Source organism: Methylobacter tundripaludum SV96 (assembly GCF_000190755.2).
GTDB lineage: Bacteria > Pseudomonadota > Gammaproteobacteria > Methylococcales > Methylomonadaceae > Methylobacter_A > Methylobacter_A tundripaludum.
The window spans coordinates 1,042,317-1,060,877 of record NZ_JH109153.1; the positions used below are offsets into that span (position 1 = coordinate 1,042,317).

The window sequence follows — 18,561 nt, forward strand, 5'->3', positions numbered from 1 at the left end:
TACGTTCCTTAATTAAAATTTCAGGCTGACATGCCCAAAAAAGGATCTTTCGGTCATTTGATAATCACCTATAAAATTCAAGCTGGCGGGAGCCGGATCGTAATAACGTTTATCAAATAAGTTGTAGACATTAAAACTGATGTCGACTTGCTTGCCAAACATGTTTTTCCCCAGTAAGCCCAGATCGAATAAGGCATATCCAGGCACATCCGGCCGTGTGTCGCCTAAATTGCGCAATGTACTGCCTTTGATAAGGACATGCGCAAAGCTACTCCAGGTATTATCGAAAGCCCACAAAGCTGTCAGGTTGGTCCGCTGCCGCGGCACATCCGCTAACTGCTGATTAAGCTGGACGCTATGCTGCAAGACATGATTGGCGCTTATATAAGAACCTTGCAGCTTGCCGCCAAAGTCATAACGCGTCTCCAATTCAACGCCCTCGGCAACTACGCTGCCATTATTGTCGTAACGCAAAAACGTTGTTTGCCCGAAAACTTGTGTGATAATTTGATTGATTGCAGAGTGATAATAGGTAGCCTGAGTCGTCAAGCCCGTCACAGGATGGGCGATAATGCCCGTTTCAAAAGTTTTAACCTGCTCCGGTTTAAGTGCTGGATTACCCAATAACACAGGATTGTTGATAGAACCAAGCTCACCGAAAGAAGGTGCCCGATAAGCGGTGCCATAAGAAAATTTGAGTGAATAATTTTTAATAAACTCCCAGTTAAAGCCCATCCTGGGATTAAATGTGCCGCCAAAGTCGCTGTATCGGTCATAACGAGCACCCACGGTCATCCGTAAGTTTTTTAATGGATCCCACACATCTTCAATGTAAACGCCCCAACGTTGACGTGTTCTTGCTTCGGTACTAGGTAGCACCTGTGTCAGATGTGCCGGATCGGTTCCTGCTTGATCTATAAGGTTACCCTGCTGCTCTTTTGCATAAGAAAATCCCGCGATCACGGTTTGGGCATCATTGAGATGATAGTTAGCCTGAATTTCACCGCCGGTACGCGTATCCTGAAGCCCGAAACGGCTAAATTGAGCCGGTGCAACCTGCCATAAATTATCATAACTAAAAAAATCGTGAAATAGCTGGGTATCTACCGTGAACTTATCTTGAATCTTCCAGGTCCGACTCAAGCGCAGGAAATAATCGTTATAATCTTGTTGAGTCCTGTCATCGCTAAGAATAGATGTTGCTCCCAAAAATGTACCTGCTTTTTTATTGATATAACGCCCGTCCAGTTTAAAGTCCTGATACCCTAACTGCCATTCCAGGTCATAACGACCCTCAGTGAGTTGGCTTTTACCGGGCGCAGCGGAATTGAGACCTTGTACGCTCGAACTATCGGCGGGAATTGGCGAATTAATACCGTTGGTATCGGTAAAATTAAAATGCAACGCCGCTTCGGCGCTATTATGAAATTGCTTGCCCCAGGATGCCCGATATTGCTGGGTATCGAGCTACCCCAACCGGCTGAGGTATGCAGTCCATTCAAGTCCTTGGCGTTTTGGGTGATGATGTTGATAACGGCAAGGAAAGCATTAGCGCCGTATAAAGCCGAACCCGGACCACGCACCACTTCCACGCGCTTGATTGTATCAACCGGTAAATCATCGTAAACCCAAGCACTGCCGGCATTTTGCAGGTTATGATCCAGCGGATGCCCGTTCAACATAATCTGCACTTTTTCGGACAGCGATGTTTTAACACCGCGCACCTCAATTTCACGTAACCCAATCTGATTTTGAGTAATACCGATCCCCGGAACCAAACGCAACACATCCAACAAATTACGTGCGCCGATATGTGCAATATCGTCCTGGGTAATGACGGTAGTTGTAGCAATAGTTTTGTCCACATGCTCTTCCATTTTCGAAGCCGTAACCACGACTTGCCTTTCGGCGGCAAGATACGCCAATTCCTTTTCCAGATCGTCATTCGGTGCTGACGCGTCAGCAAAAGCACTCGAATTCAAGACCAAGGCGCCAACCAGTAGGGTGTATAAATATTTAATCATTTATTACACTCCACGATTTTATTAACCGAATCCAGAGCGTCTTGATTGAAATTGAGCCGCAAGGCGTCGAGAGCGCATTTATTTAAAGTAACCGTTGAGCCCGCGGGGTTTTGCACCGTCCCCTCCGGCACTTTATCCTTATCCACCATTAGAGCTAAACTTGCCGATTGTCGCCCAATCGTTGCAAGATCGGCAGAAATTGCCAAAACCGCGCCTTGTTCTATAAACACATCGCTGTAGGCGTAAACCGGCTTTTTCCGTTGTTGCGCCGATTGAAAAATTTGCTGCACTGACGCTTTGCTGCTTAAAACAACCGGATCGGAAATAATCCAGAACATATCTATTTTCGGCAGCAATTCATTGAGCGCATCGCCGATTTCTTGCGCATCATTAATGGGCTGATTAATGATATTTATGCCTAAGGCTGAGGCATCTTTTTTAATGGTTTCTACGTATTCGCGGCTGAATTTATCATTGTAGAGTAAGCCTATGTTTTTAATTGTTGGAAAGAAATAGCGTAACAACGATATTTCTTGCGCAGACGACAATTCATTGGCTACACCATAAGTTCCTTCGCCAATATCCAATCTTCGCCAATTAATAGCGGCTGAAAATAACAATTTCTTGTTAGAGGCAACATTACGCGCTAACGAATAAGCTTTGGTTCCAATGCAATAAATAAGCACAGGATTTTCTTGTTGGATAAGCTGTTTCAGCTCCGCTTCGGCATCGGCATGACTGTTTAAATTAAACTCAGTCCATTGATAAGCGTTTTGCTGCAAGACTTTTTTAAATTCAGAGGCGATTGTTCCATATCGAAAAACGGCATTATCACTATTAACAATCAGCACCTTACTCGGCTGGGCAAAACCGGCGCTAACCCAAAAGACACTCAATAGGATTAAGACCTTACAAAATTCCATTATTTTCATAGGGGGCTCCTGTCTTTATAAGACGCGCGGCGATTATTGAAGCATTTCATTGCATTGCCCTCCAGCCATCTATGCCCAGTAACTTTAAATTCTCTCCACCGGCATCGGCTTCCGACATTTTTCGTAACACTTCCAGTAATTCCGCTTCTTGCCGCTCCGGCTTTTTCAATGTTGCCGCAACTAATAAATAATCCTTTTCGCTAAACCCCAAGCTATGTAATTCTCTAAATTGATTGGGATTAATCATCGCCAGCTTATCTAAACCGCTTTCTGCGGAAATGGCAGCACTCGCCATGCCAAAACCCACCGCCATAATCGCATCGATGTCTTTAGGCACAATGAGTATTTTGATGTCTTTAAGTAACGCTTCCTGCTCTTTGCCGAGTATTTGCTTCAATACACTGTGAATGTATTCTTCACTTCCTGCACCTGCAACTACGGTATTCTTAAGCATACTGACATCGGCAATGTCTTTTTTCGTACTTAATACCTTCCTTTGCATGGTGTTGCCCTTTGACGTGCCGACCAAGGCTATTTTCAACGGCACATTTTTCTGCTGTAATGCCTTTAAATGCCAACTGGATAATAAATAAATATCGCCTTTTTTTTCCTTGATTACCGCTTCAAAATTTTCCCTGCTATCAAAAGGCTGGAAATAATAACCGCCATGGTTCACCAAATACGTATCAAAAGCTGTTTTTAACGTGGCAAAATTATTGATGTTTGTTTCCGGATTATAAAAATAGATAGTCGACCCTACATTGGAATAGGCAGACCAGTAACTTCCGGTAATAAATACAGAAAAGATAAAAAAGACAGGCAAGATGCGTTTCATTTCTAGTATATTTCGTTAAAACCGCACGTTAATACCAAGAAAGAAGCCTTTGGGGAGATCATTTATTATTCTTTTAATTATAAGAAGTCGCAATAATAGCCTTTAAAGAAAAATAAAGCACCGTAAAAATACCACTAAATCCTCTTCCAATGAATCATTATCACCGTCGCCTGGGAACTCAAAAAAATATCGAACCGGATTGTTCGCAGTTCATATTTTTTTTGACGCACATCACAAATTCGTTATTTAAAGCAGTCTCATCCCAGCCCAGCGTTGTTGCAGTCATTTCGGCGAGAGACCGTAATTCGGACTGCGTCATTTTTGCCAGGATTAACAAGGGAATCCGCCGTCTGAGCAAATCTTCCAAATGAACGACCATTTCATTACCGGCACAAAACACCAAATCAGCGAGAATAAAAGGTAGCGAAGGCGTTATTCGCCTTGCCAACGCCGCATCCTGTTCGATTAATTGAAAAATCATCGACACGCGTTTTGCATGTCGCCATATCAGCCATTGGGCGCTTTCTTTGTCTATGCCCAGTGTTACGGCTTCGGCCACAGCCGCCTTCGACCACAGCTGATAATCCTGATCAGGCAGCCACGGAAACGGCCTGCCGTTAGTTTTGCAGGGTTCACTGATACCTAAGTTTTCACAAAGCATATTGACTATTTGAGCTGCGTCTTCCCGCGCCGAAGTGATTTTTCCGCCGATGGAGGTCAAGAGGCCGTTATCAGCGACTTTCAGCTCCCAGTCGCGACTGACCGCAGACGGCGTAGTTTTTGAACTCTGTTTTAAAACGCGCAGTCCTGCATAACGGCCAATAATGTCGGCCTCAGTCCAGTTTACTTCAAGCACACGATTGGCTTCGGTCAGCAGATAATCGACTTCATCCGCTTCGACGCAAACCTGATCGACATCGCCGCTATAATCGGTATCGGTGGTGCCCAGCAGCGTCAGCCCGTACCACGGAATCATGAAGAACACCCGCCCGTCCGCTTTCGCGGTCAGCAACAGCGCTTCATTGCCCAGCGCCTTGGGCAGGATTAAATGCACGCCCTTGGTTAGTCGGCATCCGCTTTCAGCCGTCCATTGACCGATGGTGTTAACGATTTGTCGGGCGTAAACGGCTGCTGTTTTGCCGTCGACCTTGTCTTGAACCTTAGCGCCGCAGACTTGTCCCTTATTCTCAATAAAACCGGTTACTTTGCAGTAATTCACGCACACCGCCCCGGCCGATAACGCACCATCGATCAATTCCAGAACCAAGCGGGCATCGTCTGTTTGAGCGTCGGCATAGGTAAAACCGCCTGTTAACAATGTAGGATTGAGACAGGGAAAACGCTCCGCGAAGGCGTCCCGACTGAAATGACGATGAACTTGGTCGGAGCCAAGCGCTCCGGCCAGAAAATCATAAAGCATCAATCCGACTTTCAGGCGAATACTATTTAGTCGACTGTCCTTAAAAACCGGAATGCCAAAACGCAACGACCAGACGCGATGCGGAGCGACTTTCTTCAACATCTCGCGTTCGCGCAAGGCTTTTTTAACCAGTTTGAAATCCAGCGATTCCAGATAGCGCAGGCCGCCGTGTATCAGTTTGGTGGAAGCGGATGAGGTTCCCGAGGCCCAGTCGCCCTGATCAATGATCGCGACCTTGAGACCTCGCAAAGCGGCATCATACGCCGTCCAGGCGCCGTAAATTCCGCCGCCGCAAATCAGCACATCAAAATACTGATCGGCCAGTTGGACAAAATCCCGTTTCACGAATCGCGCATCTGTAATGCCAGCTGCGGGTAATCGGTAATCAGGATATTGACCTTCAGATCCAGTGCTTTTTGAATCTCCTGCTCACTGTTGCAGGTATAAACCCCGACGCCTTTGCCCTGCTCTCGCAAAAGCTTTGCAATGGATTCGTTATGAATGTCGATGGGCAGGCAAAAACCGGACAGGAAGCTGTAATCTTTCATGCCGGGCTTTCCTGCCCGGCACCCTGCGGGTAAATGCAAATTCGCTCCCGGCGAATTTGTCAGGAACCGCTCAATATCAGCTTGAGTGTGATGGCCGGACAGCAGATAGTAAAGCGGCAAATCCGGTGAGTGTTGATGGGCAAAAATCAGGCCGGGCAGACTGTATGAGGAAATAAACACGCCATCGGCGGCCAATGTGCCGATAATAGCCAGCATTTGCAGTATCTTGCTTTCCAGCCGTTGCTGCGGTTCCCCGTCGCGGCTTTTAAGCTCAATATCCAGACCGCAACGCCCCCGATAACTGTCAATAAACTCCTTAAGACTCAAAGCGCCTTCCGGCACCGCATCGGGCGAGCTGTATCCCGCAAAATCCATTTGTTCAAGCTGCGCGAAATTAAAATCGTCGATGTATTTTCCCGGATGGCCCAGCTTATCCAGCTCCCAGTCATGCCAAAGCACCGGCACCTCATCCAGACTCAACTGCACATCCGTTTCAATGCCGTCTATCGGGTGTTGCAGTGCTTTATTGAAGGCGGCGCGGGTGTTTTCGGCAATTAAGGTTCCTGCCTCTTTATTTCCGCCACGGTGGGCAAAGATCAAACATGTGCTCTGGTTGCTCATTGGGTTATATCCTTATACTTGCTTCACGGCAGAACGAAACGAGCAACATCGTGTAGAGCCCCGACCCGGACTAACTTTTCCTTGCATTGGCCTTTCATAGCATCATCGTATGGGTCATGATGCGGCTGTGCGATCTGCTGTACAAGTTTGAATGCTTGTCTCGTGCCAAAACACAGCCTGAACTCTTCCTGTTCTTTGTAGAATTCGTTCTTGACGAACGCGAGTTGCTTTGGTTCCTTAACATCAAATAGTGCCGGTTCGGCGGGGTGGTAATAGTGAACAGGTTGAGCGAGAAGTCCTACTCGATGTACTGATGTCAAACGCGCTAGAGTAAAGCGGATCCGACGGATAAATTCATCCGGTTTGAAAATCTCTATACATGCATCACACTCAAACTCAGTCATCAAGCCTTTACTGAGTCGTTTGGAAAGACAAAAGGCGAATACAAGATCAGCGTTCGTAGAGTTCAGGAGCGAGAATTTCCCCACTGACCGAATTCCTTGGGTGAGACTCTCTAAAACGATGTCTGTTCCAGGGTGGTTCTTATGAATGCCTTCATAAACATCACCACGAACCTTTCCCTCGTGCTGTCGAAAATAAGTCAGGTTTCTGAACAGAATTTCGCCGCGATCGAGAAATTCAGGAGCGTACCTTGATGGCAAATACTTATACAAGACGGGCATTGTCAGTTCTAACGTGCTATATCCAACAGCGACTGCCTTATAAAAAACCTAACTTGTCGTATATGCTTCATAAATTCATCGTGTAATTGTTTTTGATTGAACCGAGTATATGCCAACAGGACATGGCGTACAAACAAATGCGGAGCTTGTGCTGGAACAAGCTGGTAGGATGGGTTTCGCGCTGCTCTACCCATCCTACCAGCTAGCGAATCTCAAACCAACCCTTCTTCCTTCAACGCTTTTTGCACTGCGGGACGCGCGGAAATTTTAGCGGCATAGTCCGCCAGCACCGGCCAACGCGAAATATCGACATCGACATAAGCGCCCCAACCCAGCATGACAAACAAATAAGCATCGGCCACGGTAAACTGTTCGCCGAGCAAAAATGCCCGGTTCGAAAGATGCTCTGCAACGGTTTCCAGACGCGAAGTCAATGTCGCAATCGCCATTTTTTTAGCGGCCTCAGGCGTGGCGGAATTAAACAAAGGCGCAAACCCTCCTTTATGAATCTCGGTTGAAATAAAATTCAACCATTGTTGCAGCTGATAACGCTCGAATGTGCCTGCCGGTGGGACTAATTCTTTATCCGGCGCCTGATCGGCAAGATACTGCACAATAGCGGGACCTTCCATCAGCTTGTTGCCGTCGTCAAGGATCAGCACCGGCACGTAACCGTTAGGATTTATCAACCGGAAATCCTCCCCGATTTCGGTACGTTTTATTTGCAAATCGACTTCAATCAATTCAATCGGCAGTTCCGCTTCGCAAGCGACGATATGGGGAGATAGCGAACAAGCGCCTTTGCTGTAATAAAGTTTCATGGTTTTTTTCCTCTGAGCTGCATTAACAAACAAGGCCGATCAGTCTTTGATCGTTTCAACTTGAAGCACGATGTTGACTGCATCAGCGAGGGTCGGCGCATAGTTGTCTACGCCAAAATCAGATCGTTTGATAGTCGCCGCCGCGGGTGTTGTTCATGGCGACCATACTCATTCCGCAATAAAAACAATCTACCACCAAATACACCGGCTTGGTAATACCGTGCAAGCTTAAATTATCATCAACGACAATGAGTTAACCTTAATTAAAGCTGGATTGTCCGATAAAAAGGTAATCTGTAGATAGCCGGTAGAAGTTTGCGTAATAGCGCTTATTTCGTAAGCGTTACTTTGTGTGGGGCGTGCCGCGCGCGCCAGAGAGAATCAAGCTCATCAATCCCACGCCACGAAGAAGGCGCGCACGGCGCGCCCTACGCTGAGACAGCTTCATTCGTGAATCATAGCCGCCTTTTCGCCATCCACCTTCTTTAGAAATGGCGCAATCGCAAGCGAAGCCAAGAAGATAACGGCGATAACCTGAAACAGGTTATTAAAAGTCATCACTTCCGCTTCCCGCAAGGCAAGCCCAGTGATTTGTTTTAACGCGGCCAAATCAGGATCGGGTAAATTCATTTGCTGCATCGACGCGGTTAATCCTTCCAGCATTTCCTGCGCCTGATAACTGGTTGCGGTAACCGAGTCTCGCAACCTTGCATAATGGGCTTTGGTTAAATAAATCATTTGCGTGTTGGCAACCGCAAGTCCTATCGCACCGCCCAAATTACGCATCAGGTTATAAAGTCCGCTGGCGTTCTTGATTTCTTCCACCGGCAACAGGCCTAAGGCCAAGGTGTTGATAGGCAGGAAACACAGCATTAATGCGCCGCCCCGAATAGCCTGCGGCCAGAAAAACTCCCAATACCCGGATTCGGCGGTTAATCCGCCATTCATCCATGAGCCCAACGCAAACAAGCCAAAGCCCAGGCACAGCATCCAGCGCAAATCCATTTTTTTCTCCAACGGCCCGGCTATAAACGCCGAGAGCAATTGAAAAACCCCGACAACCATTAAGTAGTAGCCGATTTGCAGGCTGTTAAGGCCTTTAACGCTGGACAGGTAAATGGGCGTCAAATAAATGATGGTATAAAGCCCCACGCCCAGCACAAAACTGTAGCCGCAGCCCACCGCAAAATTGATATTGCGGAATGCGTAGAGATCGATAATCGGGTGAGGATTTTTCAGCTCCCAAATCAACATGACGATGCCGCTAACGACGGCAACAATCGTCAAGGCGACAATCAGATGGTCTTCAAACCACTGCTTGCGCACGCCTTCTTCCAGCACGAATTGCATGCTGCCCAAGAAAACCGCGATCAGCGCTATGCCGACAAAATCGATTTTCTGCAACAGCGCCCAGTCGGGCTGATCAATATCAAGATACTTCCACACCATCATGCAGACTATGATGCCGGGGATGATGTTGATCAAAAACAGCAATTGCCAGTTGTAGGTTTCGGTAAGAAAACCGCCGAGCACCGGGCCGATGGTCGGCGCCATGGTCACAATCAATCCGAGTACGATGGTCATGGCCGGTTGCAAACGCGGGGGAAACAGAATGAAGATCACGGTAAAAGTCATCGGAATCATCGCGCCGCCAAGAAAGCCCTGCAAGCAGCGGAACACGATCATCGACGGCAGATTCCAGGCGAATGCGCAAAGCAGGCTGGCCAGGGTAAATCCGCCCGCAGAAATGACATATAAATAGCGGGTCGAGAAAACCCGGCCCAGCCAGCCGGACAACGGAATAATAATGACTTCGGCAATCAGGTAAGAGGTCTGCACCCAGGCAATTTCATCCTTGGTAGCGGACAGCCCGGCCTGTATTTCCTGTAGCGAACTGGCGACAACCTGGATGTCCAGCACCGCCATGAACACGCCAACCGCCATACTGAAAAAACCGATCCACTGGCCCAGGGTCAGCGGCGTTTCTGTTTGCTGATTATCTGTTTCCATCACAGGATTAATGTACTTTTACTTTGACTGCAACCGATAAGCCCGGCCTCAATAACTGAATGTTCTCAGCCGAATCGAAAACTATTTTTACCGGTACCCGGCGCACGATTTTGGTGAAGTTGCCGGTGGCATTTTCCTCAGGTAGGATGCTGAATTCGGAACCGCTGGCCGGTGAAAAACTGTCCACTTTACCGGTCAATTCAAGATCGGGATAGGCATCCACTTTAACCGTAACCGGCTGCCCCAAGCGCATGTGTTGCAACTGGGTTTCCTTGAAATTCGCCTCCACCCAGATTTTGCTGTTTTGCACCAACGAGGCCAACGCAACGCCGGGACGCACCAATTGTCCAAGCTGTACGCCGCGATTGCCGATGATGCCGTCTACCGGCGCTTTGACCTGGGTATGTTCCAGGTCGATTTTCGCCAAGGTCAATTGCGCCTGGGCGTTTTCCAAGCGGGCTTCGGTTTCGGTGATTTCAATGTCGAGCGTGGCCAGTTGATTGTGTTCGGCGCTGGCTGAGGCTTGGGAGCCTCTGAGTTCAGCCGCTGCCTGTTTGGACTCCGATTGAACTTTATCCAGGGATTGCCTGGCCGCCGAACCCCGATCGATCAGGTTATTAACGCGCTGCAAATCTTTTTGGATTTGCTCCCGTCTGGCTTGCACCGCAACGATATTGGCACCGGCGGTTTCGATGTGCGCGTGCTGGGAGGTTTTCATTGCCCGCAGCCGCTCAATGTGAGCTACTTCCGCGCTAATATTGGCTTCCGCCTGAATAACCCTGGCCTGATAATCCCGGTCATCAATCGTTACCAGAACGTCATTTTGCTTGACGGCCTGGTTGTCATTGACAGCTATGTGCGTCACATAACCCTGTACTCTGGGGCTGATTAACACGATATTGCTTTGCAGATAAGCATCATCAGTAGTCTCATAATGCTGACGATCCAGCAGCCAATAGCCGGTTCCTGCGATTAAAGGAATGGCTATCAATAAAATCAGTAAAACAGAGCGAAAACGGGGCATAAAATGACCTTGATAAACTAAACGGTTTAGTTTAGTCTAAACTATCATTTGGCATTACGCAAAAAGTTATAGATTCACCACGAACGACTGCATGGATGCAGGAGGTAGAGCAACGCAAGGAGCAGTTGCCGAGACACGAAGAACACGAAGGTTTAAAGAATAGAATACTTCCTGCTGCCATATAAATTTCAGTCAGGTTATTAGCTTTCCCTAATAGCCGTCATATTGAAACTGGGAATAATATCATTTCAAAATGACTGAAGATTGTAACCATCAAGGAATGCCCAATAACTTCGTGCCCTTCGTGTCTTCGTGGTGATTTTTTCTGACTATAAATCGCATCACTCTTAAAATTTAACAAAACATGACTTCAGAACCCACCGACCCCAAACGCCAAGCCATTCTTAGCGGTGCAACCCGCATGTTTCTGGCGCACGGCTACCGTAACGTCAGCATGGAAAAAATCGCCCAGGCCGCGCCGGTTTCCAAGGCGACGCTGTACAACCATTTCGACAGCAAAAACGCCCTGCTCGCGGCAGTCATTTCCGATCTTTGCGAGTCTTTATTGCAAACCATGACCCAGCTGACTATCGAGTCGGATGGCGTGGAAAACAATCTGACCCAAATCGCGACCTCCGCAGTGGATTTGATTTATGCCGAAGATGCGCTGGCCATTTACCGGCTGGTGGTGGCGGAAAGCCCGGACTTCCCGGAACTGGGTCAATTGTTTTATCAGAGCGGCCCGCAAGCCGTATTGACGCAGCTGGAGGACTATTTCCGGCAACTGAATGCCGACGGCAGCTATCATATCGCCGATCCGGTATTTGCGGCGGATGCGTTTTTCAGCATGCTGAAAGGCGACCTGCATTTGCGCTGCCTGTTGTCGAAAACGCTACGGCCTTCCGCCGACGAAAAAAAACGCCTGGTCTCACAAGTCATTGCTTTTTACATGCGGGGTATGCTCCATGCCAAGTCCTAAAAATCATTTAATCGGACTGTTACTGGTTCTGACTGCATCGGGGGCTTCGGCGGAAACGCTGGAAGACGCCTGGAACAGCGCCATTAATAACAACCACCAGATCAAGTCGGCGAAAGCCGATACCAGCGCCTCCGAACAGCAATTGCAATCTGCCCAAGGGCAGCGCTTACCCGATCTTAACGTAAGCAGCGGTTACACCCAGTTTAGCGAAACACCGGCGGCAAAAGCCCAGATAGCGGGGCAATCGGCCCAGTTCAACACCGCTCAGGCCGGAAGCGTCAAAGCCCAGGCGATTGCCTCGGTGCCGATTTTCACCAGCGGACGTATCAGCCATAACATCGATGCCGCCGAAGCCTCCTTGCAAGCGGTTCAATCCAATGAAACCACCTCGGTATTGAATATCAAAATGCAGGTGGCGGAAGCCTATATCACGGTATTGCGCATGGATAGCGCCTTGCAGGTTGCGCAAAGCCATGTCGATACTCTCGACCTGCACATGAAGGATGTGAATAACCTGTTCGATCAAGGCATGGTCGCGCGTAACGACGTATTGGCGGCCAATGTGGAGCTGGCCAATGCCCGGCAGCTGGTCGTGCAGGCAAATAATCAACTGGACATTGCCAAGGCGCACTATAACCGGCTACTGGACCGGAATCTTGCCGATGAGGTTAAGCTGGCTCATCAATTCCCTGAATCCCCGCAAGGCACATTAAACGACCTGAGCGGCAATGCGTTAAAACAACGGCCCGAATTGGTCACGCTGGCGCAGCAAATAGAGTCGTTAGACCAACAGGCACAGAGCGTAAAAGCCGGACTGTTGCCGCAGGTCGCCGTCAATGGCGGCTATCAATACCAGGAAAACCGCTATCAGGCCTTTGAAGGCATGTGGATGGCCAATGTCGGCGTGGATTGGAAAATATTCGACGGCAGCTCCGGTCATCGTAGCGATGCGATTACCCGTCAAGCGATTGCCTTAAAAGAGCAACGCGACGACTTATCCAGTATGATCGGCTTGCAGGTGCGCCAAGCCTGGCTGGATATTCAAGAAACGCAAAAACGCATCGCCGTGACTCAGCAAGCCATCGCGCAAGCCGATGAGAACTTAAAAGTCACCACCGACCGCTACCAGCAGGGCTTGTCCACCAATACCGACTTGCTTAAGGCGGAAGATTTGCGCAAGACGATGCACGATAATTTTAATAATGCGAATTATGATTCCACACTGGCGACACTACATTTGCGGCGCGCGTTAGGCATTTTATAACACTGGGTTCCCTGCATCGAATATGGAAAATAAAACCGGAATATTGACTGTTATCGCGCTGCTCATCAGTGGTTTGCTCATTGCACTGGTCGTCTGGTGGCTGGCGTGGCGCGAACCGCCTTTTCCCGAAGGACTGGTTCAGGCTAATGGCCGCATCGAGGGCGATCATTACACCGTGGCCGGTAAATGGCCGGGACGCGTCACTGAATTGCTGTCCAGGGAAGGCGATCCGGTTGAAAAAGGCCAAATTCTGGTCAAACTGGATGATGTCCAGACCCGCGCCCGATTAGATCAGGCCAAATCGGCGGTGGATGTCATTAAAGCAAAGCTCACGGCCGCGCAGACATCGCTGGCAATTTTCAAGAAAAACATCCCGTTAAAGGTAGAAACGGCTAAAGCCGGGGTTACCCATGCCAATGCGTTCCAGGCTTCCGCCAATGCCACTGAAGAACAGACTCGCAAGGATGCCGAGCGGTTCAGCGAACTGTTAAAAAGACAAACGGTAGACAAACAGCGCAGCGAACAGGCCGAGCTAAGCTGGAAGGTGGCGCATGCGCAGCGCACCACGGCTCAAGCTGCCGTTGTTCAGGCCGAAAAACTGTTGGCGGAAGCGGGGCTGGATTGGGACCAAGTCAAAGCCAGGGAGGACGAAGTCGCGGCACTGACTGCTCAAGTGACACAGGCCGAAGCGGCACTGGCCGAGGCGCAAAGCATGCTGGACGATCTTGTTATTCGAGCGCCTGCGACCGGCATGATTACTACCCGTGTTGTCGACACCGGTGAAGTGGTGGCGGCAGGCAGTCCGCTATTCGACATTGTCGATCTGGATCGTCTGTATTTGAAAGTCTATGTGCCGGAAATAGAAATCGGCAAGGTTCGATTAGGTCTGCCTGCCCGGATTTATACCGATGCATTTCCGGATAAGCCATTTCCGGCGACGCTCCGTTATATTGCCTCCCAGGCGGAATTCACGCCTAAAGAAGTCCAGACCGCCGATGAGCGAATCAAGCTGGTCTATGCCGTCAAACTCTATCTGGATGAAAATCCGGATCACCGATTGACTCCCGGACTACCCGCCGACGCGGTGATTCGTTGGCAGGAGAACGCGCCATGGGCGAAACCCCGCTGGTAAATGAAAACCCTGTCATCAAAATACAGGGATTCTGCAAAAGCTATAAAAAACAGGCCGCCGTAAAAGGCGTTGACCTGAGTGTTGAGCGCGGCGAAATTTACGGACTGATCGGGCCGGACGGTTCCGGCAAGAGCAGTTTGATGAAGGCGATTGCCGGCGTGCTGTCCTTTGAACAAGGCGAGCTGGAAGTGTTCGGTATCAAGGTTGATTCCGAGTCGTCCGCAGAGCGCATAAAAGGGCGACTGGGTTTCATGCCGCAGGGGCTGGGCCTCAATCTCTACGGCGACTTGTCGGTCGAGGAAAATATCGATTTCTTTGCGCAACTGCGTCAGGTAACGCCCGCCCAACTTGCCGAGCGCAAACAAAAGCTACTCAAAATAACCCGGCTGGACAAGTTTCGCGACCGGCCGATGAAAAATCTCTCCGGCGGCATGAAGCAAAAACTGGGGCTGGTTTGCACACTGATTCATGGACCTGAACTGGTCGTCCTTGACGAACCCACAACCGGCGTTGATCCGGTTTCGCGCGGCGACTTCTGGGCCATTCTCGCCGAACTGCTACGCGAGCAGGGCGTTACGGCGTTGGTTTCTACGGCGTATATGGATGAAGCGGCTCGTTTCCATCGGCTTTCCTTGATGTATGACGGACGCATACTGGCCGCAGGAGAGCCGGAGTTTATTTGTCGGCAGGCGCAAGGCAGTCTGGTCGAGCTGTCGGCCGAACCCCAGATTCAGGCGCTGGATCAACTTAAAAATCATTATGCCCAGGTGGAAGCCATCGGCTCCCGGTTGCGGGTTTTTGTTGATGATAAATCTCCGAATGAGGCATCAAAAGCAGTCTCCGATTTGCTCGTTGGCGTCGAAGTTAAAGCCATTCGCGCCTCTGAAGCCGAACTGGAAGATGCCTTTATTGCCTTGTTGCGCAGGCGGCGACTGGCCGATCAGAAGACAAACAATCATGCCGTTCCCCGTCTGGATCCGCCGTTGCCTGAAGGTCAAGGCATCGCTATAGAGGCGCGGCAATTAACCCGCGATTTCGGTCAATTCCGTGCGGTCGACCGGATCGATTTCACAGTTCGTCAAGGAGAGATATTCGGCCTGCTTGGAGCCAATGGAGCAGGCAAGACTACCGCCATTAAAATGCTGACCGGCATAGTGCCGCCCACCGCCGGAGAAGGTCAGGTGGCGGGCGCCGATATGCGTTATGCAGGACAAACTATCAAGGAACGCATCGGCTATATGTCGCAGGCGTTTTCCCTTTATCTGGATCTGACGGTGCTGGAGAATATCCATCTTTATGCGCGCATTTATGGCGTTAGCAGGAGCATCATCAAGCAACGCATCGCCTGGGTAATAGACATTGCCGGATTAGCCGATGTCACCGGGCAGCTGACAGGCAGCCTGCCGATGGGTATCCGTCAGCGGCTGGCGTTGGGTTGTGCGCTGGCCCACCAGCCCGGCGTGCTTTTTCTGGATGAACCGACCTCAGGCGTCGATCCTGTCGGACGCCGCCGCTTCTGGGATATTCTGGTGCGCCTTGCCCGCGTGGAACAAGTCGCTATTCTGGTGACTACGCATTACATGAGTGAAGCCGAGCATTGCGATCATCTGGCGCTGATGTATGCAGGCCGTATCATAGCCGACGATTCACCAACAAACATGATCCGGGCCTTGCAACAGGAAGCCGGGCAATTGCTTAAAATCGCCACCGACCGCCCACTGGAAGCGCTGGCTTTACTTAAACAGGCCGATTTCAAGGGTGCCGCTCTATTCGGCAAGCATATTCATCTGTTGGCGCTGGATATTGAAACAGTGAAAAAACAGATTGACGCCTTACTGGATAAACAGGCCATTCGGCTGATTGATTTGACTGTCCATGCGCCTACGCTGGAAGATGTTTTTGTTTACCGGGTTCTGGCCCTGGAAAACCAGGAGCTGTCATGAATTTAATCCGTGTCTGGGCGGTAACTTATAAAGAGTGGCGTGAAATTTTGCGTGACCGGCTGTTTTTCGCCATGGCTTTCGTGCTGCCTCTGGTTATCTTTCTGGTACTGGGCTGGGGGATTTCCTTCGACGTGGAAAATATTCCGTTCGCAGTGCTCGATCAGGATAAGACGGCCATGAGCCGGGATTTTCTGCACCGGTTTATTGATTCCCGTTATTTCGATTACAAAGGCGATGTCCGTAGCGAACGCGAATTCGACGCGCTGTTGGCGCATAGCGATATACGCTTTGCCATCATCATCCCACCCAGATTCCAGGAGCATCTGCTGGCCGGGCAATCGACATCGGTACAAAGCCTTATCGATGGCGTTTTCCCTTACCGGGCACAGGTGGCAAAAGGTTATGTATCGGCGATTATCGCCAATTTTAATAGCTATTCCTTGGCTGATTATTTAGCCGGAACGCGTGGCATTTCCAGAGAACAAGCCCTTGCTCAAGTTGCCCCGGTATTGATTGATCCGCGTTATTTGTATAACCAGGCGTTGCGTAGCCAGTGGTCTATGGCATCGGGCTTGCTGATGCTGGTGTTGATGGTGACTCCGCCGTTTCTTACTGCGCTGGGCGTGGTGCGGGAAAAGGAAAACGGTTCTATCTACAATATTTATGCCTCCACCATCAGCCGTAGCGAATTTATTCTGGGTAAATTCCTGCCTTATCTGCTGATTTCCTGCCTGAACATTCTTATTCTCTGGTGGGTAGTCATGAACGTGTTCGGCACCCCCTTCAAAGGCGACCCACTGTTTTATTATGCCGCCTCAGTAATCTATGTGATCTGTACGGCGGGTGCCGGCCTACTGATATCATTGCTGGTTCAAACCCAGGTTGCCGCGATCATGCTGACCATGGTGATTTCCTTTGTCCCGGCTATGCTGTACTCGGGCCTGCTGGTGCCTATTGAATCAATGGAGGCGGGAACCCAATTTGAGGCGCATTTGTTCCCGACGCTTTATTATCTGCGCATTTCATGGGGCAGTTTTCTTAAAGGATTGGGCTGGGCCGAACTTTGGTTCGATGTGGTTGCGCTAATGCTTTACGCTATTATCCTGTGGGTTGTCGGCTACCTTAATTTCCACAAAAGGCCGAAACAATGAATAGCAGCCGTTTCCTGTTATGGTGGGATCGCGTCATCGCCATGACCGTTAAAGAGCTGAAACAGCTTTTCCGCGATCCGGTGCTGCTTGCGATCATTGTTTATTTTTTTACCGCTGACGTTTATATGGCAGGCAACGGCATAAAACTGAATCTTCACAGCGCATCGGTGATGGTCATCGATCATGATCATAGCGCCGCCTCCCGTGAATTGATTTATCGTTTTCGACCGCCTTATTTCGATTTGAAGGGAGAAATTTCCGGTAAAAAAGAAGCTGAAAACTTGTTAAATAAAGGACAAATCCTGGCGGTACTGGATATACCGGAACACTTTCAACGGGACTTGTTGCGGGGCAAACAAGTTGCCGTTCAATTACAGGTGGATACCAGTAATACGGTGCTGGGCACGTTGGCAACCTCGTACGCCACGGAAATTACCGCAGGCTTCGGCCAGGACCTGGCAATGCAACAGCTTGGGTTGAGCGCAGGGCAGGTGGATAGCCTGCCCGTTATCGAGGATCGTCATCGCGTGTTGTACAATCCCAACCAGATTGACAGCTGGTTTATGTCGATCTCGGAGCTATTGACTGTCATCACCATACTGTCGATGATGCTGCCCGCGGCGGCGGCCGTTCGGGAAAAGGAGCGCGGCACCATCGAACAACTGGCGGTATCGCCGCTGACGCCGCTCCAGATTCTGCTGCCCAAGGTCATCGCCATGAGCCTGGTGATTCTTTTAGGCACGGCGGTGTGTTTATTCCTGATCATCATCCCGGTTTTTCATTTGCCGGTTAAAGGCAGTATCGGACTGTTCTTTGCCGTAACCGCTTTGTATGTCTTCGCAACTTCGGGGATTGGCCTGTTCATAGCGACTGTCAGTCGCAGTCTGGGCCAGGTGTCAATGTTGGTGATTTTGCTGCTGATGCCGATATTGCTGCTTTCGGGCGCATGGACGCCGCCGGAAGCCATGCCGCAAGGTCTTCGCTGGGCCATGGCTATTTCCCCTTTGTACTACTTTATTGAAATGGGCTATGACATTTTGCTCAAAGGCGCGGGCATTGCTGTTTTAAAGGATTCGCTGCTTGGGTTAACGCTATTGGGCTTAGTCTTCTTCAGCTTCGGCGTGTGGCGTTTCCGGCGGCAGTTTGGATAATCTCAGGAGTTTGCATCAAACAC

Annotated in this window: 16 protein-coding genes; 6 read left to right on the forward strand and 10 right to left on the reverse strand. The window is 49.7% G+C overall.

Annotation, left to right across the window (positions count from 1 at the left end):
• Positions 1-12: 12 nt before the first annotated feature.
• The 10 genes from METTU_RS22735 to METTU_RS17430 all read right to left on the reverse strand — a co-directional run bounded on the left by METTU_RS22735 (position 13) and on the right by METTU_RS17430 (position 10,918).
• Positions 13-1,374: a TonB-dependent receptor plug domain-containing protein gene (locus METTU_RS22735; RefSeq protein ID WP_254258087.1), complete on the reverse strand. Its 1,362-nt coding sequence runs from the start codon at positions 1,372-1,374 to the stop codon at positions 13-15.
• A complete protein-coding gene (locus tag METTU_RS24645; RefSeq protein ID WP_050897799.1) occupies positions 1,266-2,024 on the reverse strand; it encodes a TonB-dependent receptor plug domain-containing protein in 759 nt (252 codons plus the stop codon). Before METTU_RS24645 ends, METTU_RS22735 begins: the two co-directional genes overlap by 109 nt.
• A complete protein-coding gene (locus tag METTU_RS17395) occupies positions 2,021-2,956 on the reverse strand; it encodes an ABC transporter substrate-binding protein (RefSeq protein ID WP_006893159.1) in 936 nt (311 codons plus the stop codon). Before METTU_RS17395 ends, METTU_RS24645 begins: the two co-directional genes overlap by 4 nt.
• A gap of 46 nt (positions 2,957-3,002) precedes the next feature.
• Complete coding sequence (locus METTU_RS17400) at positions 3,003-3,791, reverse strand: PhnD/SsuA/transferrin family substrate-binding protein (protein ID WP_006893160.1); 789 nt, start codon at positions 3,789-3,791, stop codon at positions 3,003-3,005.
• Between the two features lie 178 nt (positions 3,792-3,969).
• Positions 3,970-5,556 carry a glycerol-3-phosphate dehydrogenase/oxidase gene (locus METTU_RS17405; RefSeq protein WP_006893162.1) on the reverse strand — a complete coding sequence of 529 codons (1,587 nt, stop codon included), beginning with the start codon at positions 5,554-5,556 and terminating at the stop codon, positions 3,970-3,972.
• A complete protein-coding gene (locus tag METTU_RS17410; RefSeq protein WP_006893163.1) occupies positions 5,553-6,380 on the reverse strand; it encodes a glycerophosphodiester phosphodiesterase in 828 nt (275 codons plus the stop codon). The genes METTU_RS17405 and METTU_RS17410 overlap by 4 nt, the downstream gene beginning before the upstream one ends.
• A 23-nt stretch (positions 6,381-6,403) precedes the next feature.
• Entirely contained in the window at positions 6,404-7,063 is a 660-nt protein-coding gene (locus METTU_RS17415; RefSeq protein WP_006893165.1) for a hypothetical protein, read from the reverse strand.
• A gap of 212 nt (positions 7,064-7,275) precedes the next feature.
• Positions 7,276-7,884: a glutathione transferase GstA gene (gene gstA / locus METTU_RS17420; protein ID WP_006893166.1), complete on the reverse strand. Its 609-nt coding sequence runs from the start codon at positions 7,882-7,884 to the stop codon at positions 7,276-7,278.
• Positions 7,885-8,328: 444 nt separating this feature from the next.
• Entirely contained in the window at positions 8,329-9,894 is a 1,566-nt protein-coding gene (locus METTU_RS17425) for a DHA2 family efflux MFS transporter permease subunit (protein ID WP_006893168.1), read from the reverse strand.
• Between the two features lie 7 nt (positions 9,895-9,901).
• On the reverse strand, positions 9,902-10,918 hold the full coding sequence (locus METTU_RS17430) for an HlyD family secretion protein (RefSeq protein WP_006893169.1): 1,017 nt from the start codon (positions 10,916-10,918) through the stop codon (positions 9,902-9,904).
• A gap of 364 nt (positions 10,919-11,282) precedes the next feature.
• Between METTU_RS17430 and METTU_RS17435 the strand changes: the two genes are divergently transcribed.
• The 6 genes from METTU_RS17435 to METTU_RS17460 are packed head-to-tail and all read left to right on the forward strand — an operon-like array spanning position 11,283 to position 18,538.
• Entirely contained in the window at positions 11,283-11,897 is a 615-nt protein-coding gene (locus METTU_RS17435; RefSeq protein ID WP_006893171.1) for a TetR/AcrR family transcriptional regulator, read from the forward strand.
• Positions 11,884-13,161: a TolC family protein gene (locus tag METTU_RS17440; protein ID WP_006893174.1), complete on the forward strand. Its 1,278-nt coding sequence runs from the start codon at positions 11,884-11,886 to the stop codon at positions 13,159-13,161. The genes METTU_RS17435 and METTU_RS17440 overlap by 14 nt, the downstream gene beginning before the upstream one ends.
• A 22-nt stretch (positions 13,162-13,183) precedes the next feature.
• On the forward strand, positions 13,184-14,293 hold the full coding sequence (locus METTU_RS17445) for an HlyD family secretion protein (RefSeq protein ID WP_006893175.1): 1,110 nt from the start codon (positions 13,184-13,186) through the stop codon (positions 14,291-14,293).
• A complete protein-coding gene (locus METTU_RS17450; RefSeq protein WP_006893176.1) occupies positions 14,272-16,236 on the forward strand; it encodes an ATP-binding cassette domain-containing protein in 1,965 nt (654 codons plus the stop codon). The genes METTU_RS17445 and METTU_RS17450 overlap by 22 nt, the downstream gene beginning before the upstream one ends.
• Positions 16,233-17,387 carry an ABC transporter permease gene (locus METTU_RS17455; protein WP_006893177.1) on the forward strand — a complete coding sequence of 385 codons (1,155 nt, stop codon included), beginning with the start codon at positions 16,233-16,235 and terminating at the stop codon, positions 17,385-17,387. The genes METTU_RS17450 and METTU_RS17455 overlap by 4 nt, the downstream gene beginning before the upstream one ends.
• The gene (locus tag METTU_RS17460) at positions 17,384-18,538 is read left to right on the forward strand and encodes an ABC transporter permease (protein WP_006893179.1); all 1,155 of its coding nucleotides are present in this window, start codon (positions 17,384-17,386) and stop codon (positions 18,536-18,538) included. Before METTU_RS17455 ends, METTU_RS17460 begins: the two co-directional genes overlap by 4 nt.
• Positions 18,539-18,561 lie beyond the last annotated feature (23 nt).